The sequence below is a fragment of the Nocardioides koreensis genome, from assembly GCF_039531775.1.
GTDB classification, from domain to species: Bacteria; Actinomycetota; Actinomycetes; order Propionibacteriales; family Nocardioidaceae; genus Nocardioides; species Nocardioides koreensis.
Window position 1 is genome coordinate 58,192 of record NZ_BAAAQR010000018.1, and the last position, 17,059, is coordinate 75,250.

Genomic DNA, 17,059 nt, shown 5'->3' on the forward strand with positions numbered 1-17,059 from the left:
CCCCCTTTTGGGGTGCGTGTCCTCGCTCACCCTCGCGCGACACCCCTCCTCAGTGCTTGACCCGCTCAGGAGTTCGTGGCCACGTGCACGTGGTCCATGTGGTTGGCGGTGGGCGACCCGTGGTCGCCGTAGTCCCGCCAGCCCTCGGATGCCCGAACCGGCGTCCAGATCCGGTCCCACCAGATGATGTCGTAGAGGTCGAGCTCGGAGGCGTGCGACTGGAGGAAGGCCGCGATCTGGTCGCCCACCGCCTTGTCACTGGTCATGATGTCGATCGCCTGGCCCGAGGCGTGCTCACCGTGCGCGTCATAGCCGAGGTAGGTGTCGACCTGCGGGAAGGCGTGGCACACGGCCCGGTAGACCAGGACTGCGTGGGCAGTCAGCCCGTTCTCCACGCTGGAGTCCGGGCACGGCGCGGTCGACAGGCCGCCGGTGCTCGGCGGGGTGGTCGTGGGCGACTCGGAGGGGGTCTCGGAGGGAGTCTCGGACGGCGTCGCGGAGGGCGTCTCGGTGGGCGTCGCGGAGGGCGACTGGGAGGGCTTCGGAGGGGGCGGAGGCTTTTCCTCGGAGAGGTACGTCGCGGTGACCCAACGGGCCTTGCCGTCCACGACGAGCTCGGCGCGGTCGCCGGATCGGCGCCCGGTGGTCAAAACCTTCTCCCTCTCGTCCAGGAGTCCCACCTGCGTCGCGCTGCCCTCCGGCCCGGTCCACAGGTTGAGCGGCGCGGTGGTCCACCGGTGCTCGTGTGCGCGGCGGATCGCCTGCTGGGTCTGCCGCGCGGCGTAGGCCGCCTGCCGCGCAGCGCGGGCGGCCTGGCGCTGCTCGAGGTAGCGCTCGCTGCGCATCGCGGCCAGCCGCGACTGCGACCGGGAGACGACATCGGCGCTGCGCGACGCCTGCGCACTGGGGCCCGCCGAGCCGGAGGCCTCCTCGTGGGCCGATCCGAGCTGGGGTGCCGTCACGCCGAGGGCGACGGCGCCGCTCGTCGCCAGGACTGTGAGCGGTACGGCGACGAGGGTCGCTGTCGCGCGGCGGGCACGGGCCTCCCGCCGGTGGGTGGCGCCGGTCGCCAGGACTGTGGGCGGTACGGCCTCGAGGGTCGCCCTGGTCGTGCGGCGGGCGCGGGTTCGCCGCCGGTGGCTGGGGGCCACAGCGCTGATCCTTTGCGGTTGCGGACAGGGGAAGCCCCGAGAACGCCGCCGGGATCGAGCTCCCGACTGGTGGCGCCGGCCGAGTGAAGCACAGATGGGCTACCGCCCGGGGGCCCGCACCCCCCATCTGGGGGACGCGCACGTCCGTCAGCCGCCTGTGATCTCCACCGCGTCCTCCTGCAGCCGGCAGCTGCTCCCGTCCGCGTCCTCGAGCCAGCCCTCGGGCAGCACGACGCGGTTGCGGGGCGAGCCCTGGCGGCCGCGCGGGGTGCCGAGCTCCTGCACCGGGAACGGCTCGGTCGGGTCCAGCTCGGCCAGCAGCGCGTCGAGCGCGGCCAGGCTGTCGACCAGGCCCAGCGAGCGGCGCATCTCCCCGCCCGCGGCGAAGCCCTTGAGGTACCACGACACGTGCTTGCGGAACTCCTTGCAGCCCCGCTCCTCCCCCATGTGCTGGCACAGCAGCTCGGCGTGACGACGCATCATGCCCGTGACCTCGCCGAGCGTGGGCAGGGTCGCCACCTGCTCCCCGGCGAAGGCCGCCGCGAGGTCGCGGAACAGCCACGGACGCCCGAGGCAGCCGCGGCCCACGACCACACCGGCCGCGCCGGTCTGCTCGACCATCCGCAGCGCGTCGGCGGCCTCCCAGATGTCGCCGTTGCCGAGCACCGGGATGTCGACATGGTCGACGAGGCGGGCGATCGCGTCCCAGTCGGCCTCCCCGGAGTACGCCTGCGCGACGGTCCGGCCGTGCAGGGCGATCGCCGCGCAGCCGGACTCCTGCGCGATCCGGCCCGCGTCGAGGTAGGTCAGGTGGTCCTCGTCGATGCCCTTGCGGGTCTTCATGGTGACCGGCACGTCGTACGGCGTGGCGGCCGCGACGGCGGCCTCGAGGATCTGGCCGAGCAGCCCGCGCTTCCACGGCAGGGCCCCGCCGCCACCCTTTCGGGTCACCTTGGGGACCGGGCACCCGAAGTTGAGGTCGATGTGGGCGACGCCGTACTCCGCGCACAGGATCTCGGCGGCCTTGCCGACGTAGATCGGGTCGGTGCCGTAGAGCTGGACCGACCGCACCGTCTCGAGCTCGTCGAAGACGAGCATGTCCCGCGTGTGCTGGTCGCCCTCGACGAGGCCACGGGACGTGATCATCTCGCAGACGTAGAGCCCGGCGCCCTGCTCGGCACACAGCCGGCGGTACGCCGCGTTGGTGATGCCCGCCATCGGCGCGAGCACCACGGGGGTGTCGACGTGGACCGACCCCAGGCTCAGGCCCGGGGCCGGGGAGGTGGCTGCGGTCGACGTCACCGGTCGATTGTCGCCGCCACCCCGGTCGGCCCCAAAATTCACCCGCACCCGGTGCGGGCGCTGCGTGGGTTCGGTTTCACCCATCGAGGGCATGCATCTCGCGTGCTCGTGTGCCTAGCGTCGAGCGGAGGCACATGATGAGGCGAGCGCTGGCAGCCACTCTCGGAGCGACTCTGACCCTGGTGGGGCTCGCCTGGGCAGGGACCCCGGCCGAAGGCACCTTTCCCGCCGAGAACGGCAGGATCGCCTTCGCCGCGGAGAACCCGGGCTTCCAGATCTACACGATCCGCGCCGACGGCACCGGCTTGCGCCGGGTGACGCACGTGCCCGGCGGCGGCGCCTCGCAGCCGGACTGGAGCGGGGACGGCACCCGCATCGCCTTCGGCCGCGAACGCACCGACGGGACCTCGGACGTCATCGTGATGGACGCCGACGGCAGCAACCGGCACAACCTGACCAAGTCCGGGTACGAGACCCAGCCGGCCTTCAGCCCGGACGACCAGCACCTGTACTTCGAGTGTGACTGCCACCCGCAGGGCATCTTCGTGATGCGCGACGACGGCACCGCGCGCCGGCGGATCACGACCCACGGCTTCCGCGGGGAGGCCGACAGCGACCCCAACACCTCCCCCGACGGCGGGACCGTGACCTTCGTCCGGCACAAGGTGGACGGGGAGCTGCAGGCCCTGATGGCCGTCGACCGGACCGGCGACAACCTGCGCCGCCTCGTCCCCTACCGGCGCGAGGTCGCCATCAAGCACGACTGGGCGCCGGACGGCGAGCACATCGTGATCACGATCAACGCGGACTACCCCCACGGCCGCTCACCCAACGTGGCCACGATCCGCAGCGACGGAACGGGCCTCAGGCAGCTCACGCACTACGCGGGCGGGCGGCAGGGCGCCTTCGCGGGCTCCTACTCACCCGACGGGCGGTGGATCGTCTTCCGCGTCGAGAACCTGAAGACGAATGTCTTCCGGCTCGTCAAGATGCACCCCGACGGGACGCACCGGACCCGGATCGCCACCCTGCCGTTCGCCCCACGTGGGATCGACTGGGGGCCGCGCCCCTAGCCCTTCTTGCCCTGCTTCTTCTTTCCCTTGTCGTCCTTCTTCGGCTGGTCCGCGCCGGGCCGGGTCAGCTCGCCGGTCCAGGTGATCGGGTCGAAGGCCTGGGTGGGACGGAAGCTGACCGCGGTCAGGTCGCCGTGCCGGGGCGAGAGGTAGACCAGGCAGGCCTTGACCGTGTCGCCGTGCCCGAACTTCTTCGGGAACGGCCGGCTCGGGCACGGCTTGAAAGTGCTCTTGAACATCGACGCCTCGATCAGGGTGTTCCGCCCGTCGACGATGTAGAGGGGCACCGGGCGGCCACCGAGGTCGCTCTTGCCGACGTTCTTGACCGTGGCGTGGACGAAGTAGGGGTTGGTCTTCTTCGTCGCCTCGTCGATCTGCCAGCCCTTGAACGACGCGGCGAAGGTCGTCTTCTCCATCGACGTGACCTTGACGTCGAGCACCCCGACCGTGTCCTGGCGCGGCTCGTAGGCCACCACGGCGGGCTTGCCCAGGTCGAGCCGGCTGCCCTGCGCCGTGAGCTCCACACCGTCGGGCACCGGCAGGTACGGCTTGGTCGTCGCCGAGCCCGACTCCGAGGGCGTCTGCGAGCTCGAGGCGGACGCATCCTTCGACCCGTCGTCGCCGGAGCAGCCCGCGAGCACGAGGGCCGGCACCAGCACGGCGGAGGCGGCGAACGGGACGAGGCGGCTGCGCATGAGCAGAGTGTGCATCGACGGTCCCGTCAGCAGCCGACGAAACGCTCGGCGAAGTAGGACGTGATCGAGTCGAGACCGATCCGCTCCTGCTTCATCGTGTCGCGCTCGCGGACCGTGACCGCGTGGTCGTCGAGGGTGTCGAAGTCGACGGTGACGCAGTACGGCGTACCGATCTCGTCCTGGCGGCGGTAGCGACGGCCGATGGCGCCGGAGTCGTCGAACTCGACGTTCCAGTTGCGGCGCAGCTCGGTGGCCAGGTCGCGGGCCTTCGGCGAGAGGTCGGCGTTGCGGCTCAGCGGCAGCACCGCGACCTTCACCGGCGCGAGGCGCGGGTCGAGCTTGAGCACGGTGCGCTTGTCGACGCCACCCTTGGTGTTGGGGGCCTCGTCCTCGGTGTAGGAGTCGATCAGGAACGCCATCAGCGAGCGGGTCAGGCCGGCCGCCGGCTCGATGACGTAGGGGACGTAGCGCTCGTTGTTGGCCTGGTCGAAGTACGACAGGTCCTGGCCGGACACCTTGCTGTGCTGGGTCAGGTCGAAGTCGGTGCGGTTCGCGACGCCCTCGAGCTCCTCGAAGTCGCGGCCGGAGAAGCCGAAGCGGTACTCGATGTCGACGGTCCGCTTGGCGTAGTGGCTGAGCTTCTCCTTGGGGTGCTCGTAGTGGCGCAGGTTGTCGGGGTTGATGCCGAGGTCGGTGTACCAGCGGGTCCGCTCGTCGATCCAGTACTGGTGCAGCTCCTCGTCCTCACCTGGCTTGACGAAGTACTCCATCTCCATCTGCTCGAACTCGCGGGTGCGGAAGATGAAGTTGCCGGGGGTGATCTCGTTGCGGAAGCTCTTGCCCATCTGGGCGATGCCGAACGGCGGCTTCTTGCGGCTGGAGGTCACGACGTTCTGGAAGTTCAGGAAGATGCCCTGCGCGGTCTCGGGGCGCAGGTAGTGCACCCCGGACTCGTCCTCGATCACGCCGAGGTAGGTCTTGAGCATCATGTTGAACTCGCGGGGCGGCGTCCACGCGCCGCGGGTGCCGCAGTTGGGGCAGGCGACCGACTCGTTGATGTCGACGGTGTCGGGGTCCTCGATGCCATTCTTGGACGCGTAGTCCTCCTGGAGGTGGTCCTCGCGGAAGCGCTTGTGGCAGGACTGGCACTCGGTCAGCGGGTCGCTGAAGGTGCTCAGGTGGCCGCTGGCCTCCCAGGTCCTCGTCGGCAGGATCACGCTCGAGTCGAGGCCGACGACGTCCTCACGGGCGGTGACCATCGCACGCCACCACTGGCGCTTGATGTTCTCCTTCAGCTCCACGCCGAGCGGGCCGTAGTCCCACGCCGACCGGGTACCGCCGTAGATCTCGCCGCAGGGGTAGACGAAGCCCCGGCGCTTGCACAGCGAGACGACGTGGTCGAGGGTCGAGGCGGGCGGCTTGGCCACAGCAGTAGCTCCTCAGGATGGCCGGCTGGCTGCCGGTCGGGTTCGGGGGTCGGAGGGATCAGCCTAACGACCGGGGCGACCCGATATTGAGCACGGTGCCGGGCTCGACCACCTCGTAGGCGCTGGGCTCGTCGATCGCCCGTCCCAGGAGCCCCACGGCATGCAGCTTCACGTCGTACGACGAGAGCGCGCGGCGGTAGGAGCCGACGTTCTCCCACCTGGTGCTCAGCACCCACAGCGTCGGGTCGTCGACGTTGCGACCCACGGTGCCGACGAGGTAGCCGGGCCGCTCCGCCAACGCCGCGTGGGCGCGGTCCAGCTCCGCCCGGAACTCCTCCGCCACGTCCTCGTCCACCCGGAACCTGCTCACCACCAGCACGGGGGCAATCTAGCCGCGCGGCGTGAAACTGCGCCGACTCGGCGTGCGTGCGGCGTGAAACTGCGCCGACTCGGCCAGGTGTTTGACAATGGTTCTCAATCGACCTGAGAATCATTCTCATGCGCATCGTGCTCGTCCTCGGCCTCCTGCTCGCCACGACGGCGTGCGGGTCGCTGGGCAACGACACGGGCAGGGTGCGGGTCGCGGCCGGCTTCTACCCACTCGCCTGGGCGGCCGAGCGGGTCGGTGGGCAGCGCGTGGAGGTGACCAACCTGACCCAGCCCGGCGCCGAGCCGCACGACCTCGAGCTCACCATCAAGGAGACCGTCGCCATCGCCGAGGCGGACGTCGTCGTCCACGAGAAGGGCTTCCAGCCCGCGGTCGACGACAGCGTCCGCCAGAACGCCGAGGGCGCCACCCTCGACGCGGCCGCGGTCGCCGGGCTCGAGCCCTACGCGGACCAGCCCGACGAGGCCGACCCGCACTTCTGGCAGGACCCGGTGCGCCTGGCCAGGGTGGGCGACGCGCTGGCGCAGGAGCTGGGCCAGGCCGACCCGCGGCACGCGAGGGCGTACGCCGCGAACGCGCGCGCCCTGCGACGTGACCTGGTGGCGCTCGACCGGGACTACCGCCGGGGGCTGGCCGACTGCGTGAGGGACACGATCGTGGCGACCCACGACGCGTTCGGCTACCTGCAGAAGTACGGACTCGTCATCGAGCCGATCAGCCTCTCCCCCGACGCAGAGCCGACCCCGGCCGACCTCGGCCGGCTCCAGGACCTGATCCGCGCCGACGGCATCACGACGGTGTTCTCCGAGACCCTGGTCAGCCCGAAGACCGCCGAGACGCTGGCCGGCGACCTCGGCATCCGCACCGCGGTCCTCGACCCCGTCGAGGGGCTGAGCGACCGGACCGCGGGCGAGGACTACCTGTCCCTGATGCGCACCAACCTCCAGGCCCTCGAGAAGGCGAACGGATGCCGATGACCTCCCCTGACCCGGTCCCCCACCAGGACCCGATCACCCTGTCCGGCGGCGCCGTCTCGATCGGCGGCCGGCCGGTCGTGCGCGGCATCGACCTGTCGGTGCACGCCGGCGAGTTCCTCGCCCTGATGGGCGCCAACGGCTCGGGCAAGTCGACGCTGGTCCGGGCCCTCACCGGTCTGCACCCGCTGACCACCGGCGCCCTGCGGCTCTTCGGCACTCCGCTGCACGACTTCCAGGACTGGCGGCGGGTGGGCTACGTGCCCCAGCGCGCCTCGGCGGCCTCGGGTGTGCCCGCCTCGGTGTGGGAGGTCGTCGCCTCCGGCCGGCTCACCCGGCGCCCGCTGCTGCGACCGCTCTCCCGCGCCGACCGGGCCGCCGTCGAGCACGCGCTGGACGTCGTCGGGCTCGCCGACCGCGCCCGGGACGGCGTCTCGCACCTCTCCGGCGGGCAGCAGCAGCGGGTGCTGATCGCCCGTGCCCTGGCCGGCGAGCCGGACCTCTTCTTCCTCGACGAGCCCACCGCCGGAGTCGACCTCGCCAACCAGCGGGCGCTCGCGGACACCCTCGCCCACCTCAAGGCGGACGGCGCCACGGTCGTGCTGGTCGCCCACGAGCTCGGCCCGATGGCCCCCCTGGTCGACCGGGCCGTGGTGATGCGCGACGGCCGGGTCGTCTATGACGGGCCCCCGCTCGACGACCACGGCGTGCCGCGGGCCGGCCTCGAGCCCGACCTCGGCGCGCACGCGCACCACCCCGACCCCGCGCACCACGACCACACGCCGCACGTCGGCTCGCCCCTGGAAGGAGGAGGCGCCTGATGGAGCTCTTCACCCTGGCCTTCATGCAGCGGGCGGTGCTCGCGGCCGTGTTCACCGGCCTCGCCGCGCCGGCCGTCGGCACCTACCTCGTGCAGCGACGCCTCTCGCTGATGGGCGACGGCATCGGGCACGTCGCCGTCTCCGGTGTCGCCCTCGGACTGCTGACCGGCACCTCGCCCACCTGGACGGCGGTCGTGGTGGCGATCCTGGGCGCGGTCACGATCGAGGTGATCCGCGAGCGCGGGCACGCGAACGGTGACGTGGCCCTGGCGCTGCTCTTCTACGGCGGCCTCGCCGGCGGCGTGCTGCTCACCGGTCTCGCCGGCCAGAGCGCGTCCCGGCTGCAGGAGTACCTCTTCGGCTCGATCACCACGATCTCCCGCACCGACGTGTGGGTCACGATCGTGCTCGCGGCGGTGGTGGTGCTGGTCTGCGTCGGTCTCGCGCCGCAGCTCTTCGCCGTCGCCCAGGACCCGGAGTTCGCCCGGGTCGCCGGGCTCAACGTCCGGGTCTACAACGTGCTGGTGGCGGTGCTGGCGGCGGTCAGCGTCACCGTCGCGATGCGCACGGTCGGGCTGCTGCTGGTCTCGGCGCTGATGGTGGTCCCGGTCGCGACCGCCCAGCAGGTGACCCGGTCCTTCCGGACCACGCTCGCGGCCGCCATGGCGATCGGCACGGCCGCCTCGCTCGGCGGGCTGGTGATCTCGGCGTTCGCGTCCTTCCACGCCCGCGTCGCCCCCGGCCCCACCATCGTGCTGCTGGCGCTCGCCGGGTTCATGCTCACCTGGCCGCTGGGGGTGTTCCTCCGCTCGCGCCAGCGCCTGCGGGCGCCGTTCCCGGCCGTCCAGCCCGAGGGGCACGAGTTCACCGACGAGCACCCCCACGAGCACGGACCCACCTGCGGCCACGTCGCCGTACCCCACGGCGACCACGTCGACTACGTGCACGACGGTCACCGCCACGCACCCCACGGGACGCACTATGACGAGCACTGACCCCGGCCCGCTGCGGCCCACCCGCCAGCGCAAGGCCGTCGTCGAGGCGCTCTCGTCGTTCGCGGACTTCCGCTCCGCGCAGGAGATCCACGACCTGCTCGGCCGGCGTGGCGAGCAGGTCGGCCTGGCCACGGTCTACCGGACCCTGCAGAAGCTGGCCGACGCCGGCGAGGTCGACATGCTCCGCTCCGAGGACGGCGAGGCGATCTACCGTCGGTGCTCCGACACCCACCACCACCACCTGGTCTGCCGCGAGTGCGGGGCCACCGTGGAGGTGGAGGGCCCGGCGGTCGAGCGCTGGACCGGGACGATCGCGGCCGAGCACGGGTACGCCGACGTCAGCCACACCCTGGAGATCTTCGGGACCTGCCCGGACTGCCGCTGACCGGCCCTCAGCCGGGTGCGACGGGCTGCTCCACGTCCAGCGGGATCCGGACGCGGAAGGTGCTCCCGCGGCCGACCTCGCTCTCGACCTCGATCCGGCCGCCGTGGCTCTCCACGATCGACCGGGCGATGCTCAGCCCGAGGCCGACCCCCTGGATGGACTGCTCGGCGGCGTGACGGGCGCGGAAGAAGCGGGTGAACAGCCGGGCCAGGTCGGCCGCCTCGATGCCGATCCCGGTGTCGGTGACCGCGAGCTCGAGGCGGTCGCCGTCGACGCCGAGGACGACCCGGACCGATCCGCCGGACGGCGTGTACTTCAGCGCGTTCGAGACCAGGTTGTCGACGACCTGGGCCATCCGCTGCGGGTCCACGACGGCGAGCAGGCTGTCCGGGGCCTCGACCTCGACGTCGATCCCCGCGGCCCTGGCCGCCGGGCCGGCCGCGCGGACCGACTGCCGCACGATCTCGCCGAGGTCGGTCCGGCTGCGGACGACGTGCATCGGCCCCTCGTCGGCCTGCGCGGTGTGGAGCAGGTCGGTCACGAGACGTCGGAGCCGGTCCGCGTTGCGGTCCACGACCTCGAGCTGGCTCAGCACCTGCCGCGGGAGGTCCTCGCGCTCCAGCAGGATGCTGACGTAGCCCGAGATCGAGGTGAGCGGCGTGCGCAGCTCGTGGGAGACCGACGCGATGAACTCGTCCTTGACCCGCATCGCCTGCATGAAGTCGGTGACGTCGTTGTAGGCCAGCGCGGCCCCGGTGAACGTGCCGTCCTCGTCCCGCACCGAGCGCGCGGAGACCGACACCGCCCGGTTGGTCCGCGGGTCGTGACCGATCCAGATCCGGCAGTCGTCGAACTCCTCGCCCTGGCTGGCCCGGTGGGTCGGCATCGCCTCGCGCGGCAGCGGCGTGGTGCCGTCCTCGGCGTACACCTCGCCGAGCTGGCCGGCCCGACCCGCGTGACCGTCGGGGTACCCGAGGCGCATGAACGCCTGGTGGCGCCGGTTCATGGCCTGGTACACCCCGTCGCCGTCGAGCAGCACCAGGCCGACGTCGACGGTGTCCAGGATCGCGTCGGACACCCGGCGCTGGTGCTCGATGGTCTCCAGCGCGGCCGCGAGCTCGACCCGGCCGCGCTCGGCCTCCTCCCATCCGGCCCGCACCCGCTCCAGGGCCGAGGCGATGGCGAGGGCTGCCCAACCCGCGACCACGACGATCAGCAGCGCCTTGGAGAGGGTGATCCCGCTGACGCCGAAGTAGAGGAACCCGGGCAGGACGACCAGCAGCAGAGCCGCCACACCACCCACCGCCGCCCCCTTGCGGCCGTACTGGCGACCGAGCCACAGGGCCGGCACCACGGTGAGGATCCCCGCCCCCGCGCTCAGCGTGTCGAGGCGTGAGAGCCCCAGCGCGGCCACGTCGAGGACCGGCAGCACGCCCACGGCCCACACCGGCAGCCGGGCCCAGGGCAGGGCCACGGCAGCCAGGCACGCCACCAGTGTGATGGCCGCGCCGGCGGCCGGCCAGGACCAGAGGCGGACCGGCGACCCACCCACCGAGCGCAGGACCAGGTCGAGCGCGAACAGCAGCGCGAACACACCCTGGAGGACGCGGGGGTCCGGCTCGTCGGCGAACAGCAGACGACGCGCGGTCCCGGACCCGCGCCGCCGCACGTCCAGATGCGGCATCTGTCTTCTCCCTTGCAGGCCTGACGTCGGCCGACAGGATCTCAGACCCCGACTGCGGACGAGCGGCGAACCACCGATCAGGTGCCGGGCAGAACCTCGGACCCGACGTTCGGCTGGGGATTCGGCTGGGCGTTCGGCTGGGCGCCGCCGTACCGCCGGTCGCGGCGCGCGTAGGTCTCGATGGCGGCCCACAGGTGCCGTCGGTCGACGTCGGGCCAGAGCACGTCGGAGAAGACGAGCTCGGAGTACGCCGCCTGCCAGAGCATGAAGTTCGAGAGCCGCTGCTCCCCCGAGGTCCGCCACACCAGGTCGGCGTCGCTCTGCTCGGGCACGTAGAGGTGCTTGGCGAAGGTCTTCTCGGTGACCTTCTCCGGATCCAGCCGCCCGGCGGCCACCTCGCGCGCGATCGCGCGGGCCGTGTCGGCCAGCTCGGCGCGCCCCCCGTAGTTGACGCACATCGTCAGCGTGAGGACGTCGTTGTGGCGGGTCAGCTCCTCGGCGGCCTGGAGCTCGTGGATCACCGACTTCCACAGCCGCGGCGTCCGGCCGGCCCAGCGGACCCGGACCCCGAGCTCGTGCATCTCGTCGCGCCGGCGGCGGATGACGTCGCGGTTGAAGCCCATCAGGAACTTCACCTCGTCGGGCGAGCGGGACCAGTTCTCCGTGGAGAAGGCGTAGGCCGAGACCGCCTTGACGCCGATCTCGATGGCTCCCTCGACCACGTCGAAGAGCGAGTGCTCGCCGCGCTCGTGGCCGGCGGTCCGCGGCAGGCCGCGCTCCTTGGCCCAGCGGCCGTTGCCGTCCATGACCACGGCGACGTGCCGCGGCACGAGGTTCCTGGGTACGGCGGGTGGGCGTGCCCCGGACGGGTGCGGGGTCGGCGGGCGGACGGCTCGTCTCACGGGGGCGAGCCTACTTCTGTGCCGCACCCGCCTCCTCGAGCACCAGCCCCTCCATCTCGGCGAGCACCTCCTGGGGCGGCACGACCTCGACCGGGCACGCGGCCTCGTGCAGCAGCGTCCGTGCGGTCCCGCCCACGTGCGCCGTCAGCGGCAGCCCGTGGGCGCGCCGGAGGATCACGAGCAGGTCCGCCCCCGCGGCCACCCGCAGCAGGGCCCGCACCGGCTGCTCGTGCACGACGCTCAGCTCCACCTCGACCCCGGGATGGTGGCGCCGGAACAGGTCCAGCTGCGGGTCGATCTCCGCCTCGACCGCTCCCGCGTGGTCGTTCGCGTGCAGGCGCGCCTCGACGATGTCGTCGTAGGCACCCGGCAGCTTCCACGCGTGGAGCACGACGAGACGTGCCCCGCGCGCCTCGGCCGCGGCGAACGCCGAGCCGAGCAGCTCCGTCGAGTGTGCCGGGGACCGGACACCCACGACCACGCGGCCGCGCGGCTGGCCGGGCATCCAGGCCGGGGGCACGGACACCACCGGGCACGACGCACGCCCGGCGGCGCCGACGGTGGTGGAGCCCGTGAACACCGCCTCGACCCGCGACCGGTGCTCACGACCGAGCACGATCAGGTGCGCCCCGTCCGCGGCGGAGAGCAGCGTCGAGACCGTCGGCCCTGCGCGCAGCACCGTGGAGACCTCGCAGCTCGGGGCGGCCTCGGTCACGATCTCGGCCGCCTCCCGGAGGATGCGCCGACCGAGCTGCTCGAAGTCGTCCCTGATCAGGGGCAGCATCGGCGTGGTGGGCGTGTAGTCGGGGGCGACGTGCACGAGCCGCACGCCGGTCTCGAGGCGCTCCGCCTCGGCCACGGCGTACTGGACCGCCATCAGGCTCCCCGCCGAGCCGTCCACCCCGACGACCACAGGGGCTGCCGCGGTGCCTGTCATGGGGCCCCCTCTCCGACCGATGTTCCCCTCGATGCTCGCGTGGGCCGCACAGCCCCGTCAGGGGCCTTCGCCGTGCCCCCGGGGCCGAAGGGCCCTGCCTGCTCCGGGGGTCCTCGGCCAGCGTGAGGGGCGTGGACGGTCCCGTCACCCGGCAACCGGACCGGGGGCTCGGGGGTCCCCCGGAGGCACGACCCACCGACGTACCGCCGTCGGGTGCCCGGCTGGCCGGGCTCACCACCCACGAGGCGTTCCTCCTCGCGCAGGCCGAGGGCCCGAACTCCCTGCCGCGCCCGAGGAGGACCCCGGGCTGGCGGATGCTGCTGGCGCAGATGACGCACTTCTTCGCGCTGATGCTGTGGGTGGCGGCCGGGTTGGCCCTGCTCGCGGGGATGCCCGCGCTGGGCCTGGCCATCGCGTTGATCGTGTTCCTCAACGGCACCTTCGCGTTCGTCCAGGAGCACCGGGCCGACCGGGCGGCCGAGAAGCTCGGCAACCTGATGCCCGCCACCGCCCGGGTACGACGCGACGGCCAGCCGCGCACCGTGCACGTCACCGAGCTGGTGCGCGGCGACGTCGTGCTGCTCTCGGCCGGCGACCGGGTGCCCGCCGACCTGGTGGTGGGCCGCGGCGAGGAGCTCGAGGTCGACGAGTCGATGCTGACCGGGGAGAGCGTGCCGGCCAGGGTCGGTCCCGGCCAGCACCTCTTCGCCGGCACCTTCGTGGCCCAGGGGGACGCCGCCGGTCTCGTGGAGGCCACCGGCTCGCACACCCGGCTGGCCGACATAGCGGCCCTGACCGAGGCCGCGACCCGCCCGGCGAGCCCCCTGTCCGTCCAGCTCAACCGGCTGGTCCGGCTCGTCGCCGCCATCGCGCTCGCGGTCGGTGTCGTCCTGGCGGGTGTCGGCATCGCGCTGGGGAGCAGCGTCACGACCGCCCTGCTCTTCGGGGTCGGCGTCACGGTCGCCCTGGTCCCGGAGGGGCTGTTGCCCACGGTGACGCTCTCCCTGGCGCGCGGTGCGCAGCGCATGGCCTCCCAGCACGCACTGGTCCGGCGCCTCGAGGCGGTCGAGACGCTCGGCGCGACGACGTTCATCTGCACCGACAAGACCGGCACCATCACCCGCAACCAGATGTCGGTCGTCGAGGTCTGGACGCCCGCCGGGACCGTCGTGCCGCGGGGCGCCGGCTACGACCCGGCCGGCATCGTGACCGGCGACCCGGCCGCCGTACGCCTCGCGCGCGCCGGTGCCACGGCCGCGCGCGCCTGCGTGCTCGGCCGGGCCGTGCCCCGCGACGGCGAGTGGGTCCCCGAGGGCGACCCGATGGAGGTGGCCCTCGACACCCTGGCCAGCCGGCTCGGCGCGATGGACGTCCCGCCGACGGCCCGGCTCCCGTTCTCCAACGAGCGGCTGTTCAGCGCGGCCGTCGTCGACGGCCGGCTGCACGTGCTGGGTGCTCCCGAGACCGTCCTCGCGGTGTGCAGCCATGACCTCGGCCCCGAGCAGGCCACCGCCGTGCTCAACGAGTACGCCGACCAGGGTCGCCGCGTCCTCGCCACGGCCCGAGCCGCCCCCGGCGTGCCGGCACTCACCCAGGAGGACCTGCGCCACGCGCTGGACCTCCCGCTGGAGCTGCTGTCCCTGGTGGCCATCGAGGACCCGCCGCGCGACGGGGTCCGCGAGGCGCTCCACTCGTGCCGCACCGCCGGCATCCGGGTCGCGATGATGACCGGGGACAACGCGCGCACGGCGGCGGCCGTCGCCAGGCAGGTCGGACTGCTCGGTCCCGGCGGCGTCGTCGTCGAGGGTGCCGCGCTGCCGGCGGACGACACCGCGCTGGCCGACCTGCTCGACACGGCCCAGGGCGCCGTCGTCGCCCGGGTGTCACCCGCCGACAAGCTGCGCATCGCAGGTGCCCTCCGCCGGCACGGGCACGTGGTGGCGATGACCGGCGACGGCGTCAACGACGCGGCCGCGCTCCGCGGCGCCGACGTCGGCGTGGCCATGGGCAAGAGCGGCAGCGACGTGGCCCGGCAGTCGGCCGACCTGGTCCTGCTGGACGACCACTTCGCCACGATCGTCCGGGCGATCGAGCTCGGGCGGGCGACGTACGCCAACGTGCGGCGGTTCCTGACCTTCCACCTCACCGACAACGTGGCCGAGCTGGCCCCGTTCGCGGTGTGGGCGCTCTCCGGGGGCGCGATCCCCGCGGCCATCGGGGTGCTCCAGGTCCTTGCGCTCGACATCGGCACGGACATGCTGCCGGCCCTGGCCCTGGGTGCGGAGCCGGCGAGCCGGCGCACGATGGACGGTCCCCGGCGTCAGGACAACGTGGCCGACGGCGCGGTGCTGCGCCGGGCCCTCCTCGTGCTGGGGCTGTTCGAGGCGTCGGTGTCCATGGCGGCGTTCCTGTGGGTGCTGCACGGCGGCGGCTGGGCCCTCGGGGAGACCCCGGACGGGACCCTGCTGGCCTCCGCGTCCGGCACGACCTTCGCCGTCATCGCGGTGGCGCAGATCGCGAACGCGTTCGCCTGTCGCAGCGAGACCCATCCGGCCTGGCGGCTGAACCCGCTGCGCAACCCGCTGGTCCTCGTCGCGGTCGGCACCGAGCTCGTCCTGCTCGTGACGTTCCTCGGGGTGCCCTGGGTGTCGGACCTGCTCGGCGGCGCCTGGCCACCGCTGGGCGGATGGGTGTGGGCGGTCGGCGCCGGGCTGCTGCTGATCGCGGTGGACGCGGGGCACAAGTGGCTCCGGGCCCGGCGCCGCGGCTGAGGCCGCGGAGGACGGCCGGCCCGGCCGCCCCCTGTCGCGGCCGGCCCGGCGGTCCCGCTCATCCAGCGTGACACAGCGTCACACTCGATGTCGCCGAGCATAAGCGGCGACAGCCGTTTCTGCGTAGGCTTCTCACGATGGTCACTTCCAGCGGACGCGCGGACCGCCAGCGCCAGCAGCGACGTGACGCGCGGCAGCGGATCCTGGGGGCTGCGTCCCGCCTGCTCGAGGAGCACCGCTGGACCGATCTGCGGCTCGAGGACGTCATGGCTGCGGCCGGGCTCTCCCGCACCGCGTTCTACCGCCACTTCGACGACCGGCACACGCTGCTGCTGGCGATGCTCGAGGAGGTGCAGGACAACATCGGCGCGGCCGGCTCGGCGTGGAAGACCGGCACGGGCGACCCGGTCGGTGCCCTGTGCACGGGCCTGGACGAGCTGACCTCCGCGATGCAGGAGCACGGCCGGCTGATGCAGGCGATCGCCGACGCGGCGTCGTACGACCCCGGCATCCGGGCCGCCCGCCGGCAGATGGTGGGGCTCTTCGTCGACGTGACCGCGGAGCGCATCCGGGCCGACGTCGACGCGGGCCGCAGCCGGGTCCGGGACCCGGACCGGGTCGCACACGCGCTCGTCCGAATGAACGAGAGCCTGCTCCTCGACGCGTTCGGCGGGCCGCCGTACGCCGAGCACCGCGAGGTCCTGGCGACGATGTGCGAGGTCTGGGTCACCACCATCTACGGCCGCGAGGCCCTCGACGCCTACGCCGCCCGCGAGGCCGGACGGACTCAGCGCTCGACGTAGGCCAGCGAGCGCAGGGCTCGCTCGAGGTGCCACGCGAGGTACGCCGAGACCAGGCCGCTGGCCTCCCGGAGGTGCCGGGCGTCGGCGGCCTCCACCACCGGCCAGTCGCCGGCCAGCAGGGCGCCGAGGACCGCCACGGTCTCCGGGGCCGGGCTCGCCGAGCCCGGCATCCGGCAGGTCGAGCAGAGCATCCCGCCCATGGAGGGGTTGAACCACCGGTGCGGGCCCTCCAGCCCGCACCGCGCGCAGTGCTCGAAGGAGGGTGCGTAGCCCGCCACCGCCAGGGAGCGCAACAGGTAGGAGTCCAGGACCTGCCCGGGCCCGCGGCCCCCCGCGACCATCGCCCGCAGCCCCCCGACCAGCAGCAGGAACTGCTGGACGGACGGCTCCTTCTCCTCCGCGACCAGCCGGTCGGCGGTCTCCAGCATCACGGTGCCGGCGGTGTAGCGGTCGTAGTCGAGGCCCAGGCCCGAGGAGAACGGCGTGATCGTCTCGGCCTGGGTGATGACGTCGAGGCTGCGTCCCTCGGCCAGCTGCAGGTCGACGTGGGTGAACGGCTCCAGCCGGGAGCCGAAGCGCGAGGTGGTGCGGCGTACGCCCTTGGCGACCGCGCGCACCCGGCCGTGCTGGCGGGTCAGGAGCGTGATGATGCGGTCGGCCTCACCCAGCTTGTGGGTGCGCAGCACGATCGCCTCGTCACGGTAGAGCACTGCACCATTCTGCCCCTGTTGCCGTTTGGATCCGGCACCGC

At 72.9% G+C, this 17,059-nt stretch carries 16 protein-coding genes; 7 read left to right on the forward strand and 9 right to left on the reverse strand.

The window, feature by feature from the left end; translation table 11 throughout:
- Positions 1 to 65 precede the first annotated feature (65 nt).
- Together ABD268_RS21900 and dusB are read right to left on the reverse strand one after the other, a co-directional pair.
- The gene (locus tag ABD268_RS21900) at positions 66 to 1,151 is read right to left on the reverse strand and encodes a VldE C-terminal domain-containing protein (RefSeq protein WP_344157772.1); all 1,086 of its coding nucleotides are present in this window, start codon (positions 1,149 to 1,151) and stop codon (positions 66 to 68) included.
- 147 nt (positions 1,152 to 1,298) lie between these two features.
- Positions 1,299 to 2,453 carry a tRNA dihydrouridine synthase DusB gene (gene dusB, locus ABD268_RS21905; RefSeq protein WP_344157775.1) on the reverse strand — a complete coding sequence of 385 codons (1,155 nt, stop codon included), beginning with the start codon at positions 2,451 to 2,453 and terminating at the stop codon, positions 1,299 to 1,301.
- Between the two features lie 182 nt (positions 2,454 to 2,635).
- On the opposite strand from dusB, the gene ABD268_RS21910 reads away from it, so the two are divergent.
- Positions 2,636 to 3,526 carry a TolB family protein gene (locus ABD268_RS21910; protein WP_344157778.1) on the forward strand — a complete coding sequence of 297 codons (891 nt, stop codon included), beginning with the start codon at positions 2,636 to 2,638 and terminating at the stop codon, positions 3,524 to 3,526.
- Here the strand turns inward: ABD268_RS21910 and ABD268_RS21915 are convergent.
- From ABD268_RS21915 to ABD268_RS21925, 3 genes are read right to left on the reverse strand one after another with little or no spacing between them, the layout of a single operon-like run.
- Entirely contained in the window at positions 3,523 to 4,221 is a 699-nt protein-coding gene (locus ABD268_RS21915; protein WP_344157781.1) for a hypothetical protein, read from the reverse strand. The genes ABD268_RS21910 and ABD268_RS21915 overlap by 4 nt on opposite strands.
- A gap of 26 nt (positions 4,222 to 4,247) precedes the next feature.
- A complete protein-coding gene (locus tag ABD268_RS21920; RefSeq protein WP_344157783.1) occupies positions 4,248 to 5,648 on the reverse strand; it encodes a glycine--tRNA ligase in 1,401 nt (466 codons plus the stop codon).
- A gap of 58 nt (positions 5,649 to 5,706) precedes the next feature.
- Positions 5,707 to 6,027 (reverse strand): antibiotic biosynthesis monooxygenase family protein, encoded by a 321-nt coding sequence (locus tag ABD268_RS21925; protein WP_344157786.1) that lies wholly within the window; start codon positions 6,025 to 6,027, stop codon positions 5,707 to 5,709.
- A gap of 119 nt (positions 6,028 to 6,146) precedes the next feature.
- On the opposite strand from ABD268_RS21925, the gene ABD268_RS21930 reads away from it, so the two are divergent.
- The 4 genes from ABD268_RS21930 to ABD268_RS21945 are packed head-to-tail and all read left to right on the forward strand — an operon-like array spanning position 6,147 to position 9,211.
- Positions 6,147 to 7,013 (forward strand): metal ABC transporter substrate-binding protein, encoded by an 867-nt coding sequence (locus ABD268_RS21930; protein ID WP_344157788.1) that lies wholly within the window; start codon positions 6,147 to 6,149, stop codon positions 7,011 to 7,013.
- Positions 7,010 to 7,831, forward strand: coding sequence for a metal ABC transporter ATP-binding protein (locus tag ABD268_RS21935; RefSeq protein WP_344157791.1), 822 nt, complete (start codon positions 7,010 to 7,012; stop codon positions 7,829 to 7,831). The genes ABD268_RS21930 and ABD268_RS21935 overlap by 4 nt, the downstream gene beginning before the upstream one ends.
- A complete protein-coding gene (locus ABD268_RS21940) occupies positions 7,831 to 8,826 on the forward strand; it encodes a metal ABC transporter permease (protein WP_344157794.1) in 996 nt (331 codons plus the stop codon). The genes ABD268_RS21935 and ABD268_RS21940 overlap by 1 nt, the downstream gene beginning before the upstream one ends.
- Positions 8,813 to 9,211, forward strand: a complete 399-nt coding sequence (locus ABD268_RS21945; protein WP_344157797.1) for a Fur family transcriptional regulator — start codon at positions 8,813 to 8,815, stop codon at positions 9,209 to 9,211. The genes ABD268_RS21940 and ABD268_RS21945 overlap by 14 nt, the downstream gene beginning before the upstream one ends.
- Before the next feature lie 7 nt (positions 9,212 to 9,218).
- Here the strand turns inward: ABD268_RS21945 and ABD268_RS21950 are convergent, their stop codons facing one another.
- The 3 genes from ABD268_RS21950 to ABD268_RS21960 form a co-directional block, all read right to left on the reverse strand.
- Positions 9,219 to 10,895, reverse strand: coding sequence for a sensor histidine kinase (locus ABD268_RS21950; protein ID WP_344157800.1), 1,677 nt, complete (start codon positions 10,893 to 10,895; stop codon positions 9,219 to 9,221).
- Between the two features lie 77 nt (positions 10,896 to 10,972).
- Entirely contained in the window at positions 10,973 to 11,797 is an 825-nt protein-coding gene (locus tag ABD268_RS21955) for an isoprenyl transferase (RefSeq protein ID WP_344157803.1), read from the reverse strand.
- A 10-nt stretch (positions 11,798 to 11,807) separates the two neighbouring features.
- Positions 11,808 to 12,734 carry a universal stress protein gene (locus tag ABD268_RS21960; RefSeq protein ID WP_344157806.1) on the reverse strand — a complete coding sequence of 309 codons (927 nt, stop codon included), beginning with the start codon at positions 12,732 to 12,734 and terminating at the stop codon, positions 11,808 to 11,810.
- 131 nt (positions 12,735 to 12,865) lie between these two features.
- On the opposite strand from ABD268_RS21960, the gene ABD268_RS21965 reads away from it, so the two are divergent.
- The gene (locus ABD268_RS21965; RefSeq protein ID WP_344157809.1) at positions 12,866 to 15,505 is read left to right on the forward strand and encodes a cation-translocating P-type ATPase; all 2,640 of its coding nucleotides are present in this window, start codon (positions 12,866 to 12,868) and stop codon (positions 15,503 to 15,505) included.
- Between the two features lie 137 nt (positions 15,506 to 15,642).
- Positions 15,643 to 16,308: a TetR/AcrR family transcriptional regulator gene (locus ABD268_RS21970; protein ID WP_344157812.1), complete on the forward strand. Its 666-nt coding sequence runs from the start codon at positions 15,643 to 15,645 to the stop codon at positions 16,306 to 16,308.
- Here ABD268_RS21970 and recO read toward each other — a convergent pair.
- Positions 16,293 to 17,018: a DNA repair protein RecO gene (gene recO, locus ABD268_RS21975; RefSeq protein WP_344157815.1), complete on the reverse strand. Its 726-nt coding sequence runs from the start codon at positions 17,016 to 17,018 to the stop codon at positions 16,293 to 16,295. The genes ABD268_RS21970 and recO overlap by 16 nt on opposite strands.
- Positions 17,019 to 17,059 lie beyond the last annotated feature (41 nt).